Source organism: Okeania sp. (genome assembly GCF_983059655.1).
Genome location: NZ_CEZPJD010001043.1, coordinates 1 through 2292, shown reverse-complemented (window position 1 = coordinate 2292; position 2292 = coordinate 1). Strand labels below are relative to the sequence as shown.

Genomic DNA, 2292 nt, shown 5'->3' with positions numbered 1-2292 from the left:
AGAAAAATTATCAAAAAGGAAATTTAAAATTAGCGACAAAAATCTGCCACAAAATCTTAGAAAGAGATGGAGAAAATTCACGATCGCTACATTTATTAGGAGTTATTGCTGGTTTAGAGGGGCAACCAAAAGAAGCAGTTTCCTACCTAACTCAAGCTGTGAAACTAAATCCAAATAATCCTGAAGTTCATAGTAATTTGGGTTTGGCACTGAAGGATAGTCAACAACTTGAAGCAGCCATTAAACATTATCAAAAAGCCCTTGAACTTAAACCAAATTATGCCGAACCATATAACGGTCTAGGTAACATATTGTTAGAGCGAGGAAAATTTGAAGCAGCCATTAAACATTATCAAAAAGCTCTTGAATTCAAACCAAATTATGCCGAACCATATAATGGTTTAGGTAATATATTTTTAGAGCTAGGAAGACTGGTGGAATCTAAAAAATATTATCAACAAGCTCTTAAATTAGACAAAAATCATGCAAATGCTCACTTTGGTCTGGCAGTTATTTTACTTAAACAGGGAAATTTTATTCAAGGATTTCATGAATATGAATGGCGCTGGCAAAAGAAAGGTTTTAGAACTCGTGATTTCTCTCAACCTTTGTGGGATGGCTCAAATTTTCAGGGCAAAACTTTGTTAGTTTATACTGAGCAAGGTTTGGGAGATTCTATTCAATTTATCCGCTATATTTCTCTGGTGAAAAAATTAGGAGGGCGTGTAATTGTCGAACTTAATCAAGCTGGGTTGAACTTATTATTTAGCACTATCTCAGGAATTGATGAATTATTTGTTATTGGTGAAAAATTACCAGATTTTGACCTGCAAATTTCATTGATGAGTCTACCTCGAATTTTCCAGACTACTCTAGAAACTATACCTGCTAAAATTCCTTACTTATCTGTGCCAAAGTTAACCAATTTTCCCATCCCATCTGCTTCAGAAAAAAATCTCAAAGTAGGGATATGTTGGCAAACAAGTAGTAATACTAAAACCAGTCAAAAACGTTCTTGCCCAGTTCAATATTTAGAGGGAATTCTAAGTATAGGTAAAGCTAATTTTTATATTTTACAAAAGGAGGTATTGCCAGCAGATTTAGAATGGCTGAACTCTCAAACTCAAATACATAATTTGGGTTCATATTTTAACGATCTAGCCGATACTGCCACAGCTATCCAACAACTAGATTTAGTAATTACAATAGATACAGTTATTGGTCACCTAGCAGGAGTATTAGGTAAACCTGTTTGGGTAATATTAAATTTTGATTCTGACTGGCGGTGGATGTTAGATAGAAATGATAGTCCTTGGTATCCCACAGCGCGATTATTTAGACAGACAAAAATTGGAGATTGGGATAGTGTATTTGAACAGGTGAAAGATAGTTTAAAAAATTTGCTGTAGAATAGTTATCCTCAAAAGGAAATGTTATTTTAGTTATCAGTTAGCTTCCTATGATTAGAACTACGTTATCGCTTTTGGCTGTTTGCGCAGCATTCCGCAGGAAAGTTAGAGCTTTGAAATACTGAGTCGAATCTTTTTTCATTCCCTTAAAAGGGGAGGCTTGAGAGTTTATTTTTTGGTCAAAAACTATGGATAGAAAATTTGATGATAGTGAAATTAAACAAGCTTTCAAAAAATACCAATCTGGAAATTTGGAAGAAACAACAAATATTTGTCATCAGATTATAAAAAGGCAGCCTAATAATTTTTTAGCTTTAGAACTTTTGGGTATATGTGCTTATAAAAAAAATCAAATAGAACAGGCGATCGCTTATTATCGAGAGTCTTTAAAAGTTAATCCTGATTATGCGGAAACTCATAATAATTTGGCTGTGGCCCTTAAAGAAGATCGGCAAATTGATGCTGCCTTTAGTCATTGTCAAGCTGCAATTAAATTTCGTCCTAATTATGCTGAAGCATGGCATAACTTAGGACGTGTTTTAAGAGATAAAGGTCAATTTGAGGCAGCTATTGAGCATTATCAAAAATCCCTTGAACTTAAGCCAAATTATACTGAAGTATATAATAGTCTAGGTAGTATATTTTTAGAGCTAGGAAAACTTACGGAATCTCAAAATTATTATCAAGAGGCTATTAAATTAGATAAAAATCATCTCAATGCTCGCTTTGGTTTAGCTGCTGTTTTGCTCAAACAGGGAAATTTTATTCAAGGTTTTTCTGAGTATGAATGGCGTTGTCAACGTAAGGATTATGTAACTGGTAATTTTCCTCAACCTCTATGGGATGGATCGGATTTTTCAGGAAAAACTTTATTGGTTTATAC

Annotated in this window: 2 protein-coding genes; both read left to right on the top strand. The window is 33.8% G+C overall.

Annotated features, from left to right (window positions below):
• Positions 1-1409, top strand: a 1409-nt coding sequence (locus AC3DU7_RS31565; RefSeq protein ID WP_488043178.1) for a tetratricopeptide repeat protein, incomplete at its 5' end; no start/stop codon positions are given.
• A gap of 188 nt (positions 1410-1597) precedes the next feature.
• A partial coding sequence (locus tag AC3DU7_RS31560) for a tetratricopeptide repeat protein (RefSeq protein ID WP_488043177.1) occupies positions 1598-2292 on the top strand: 695 nt, incomplete at its 3' end.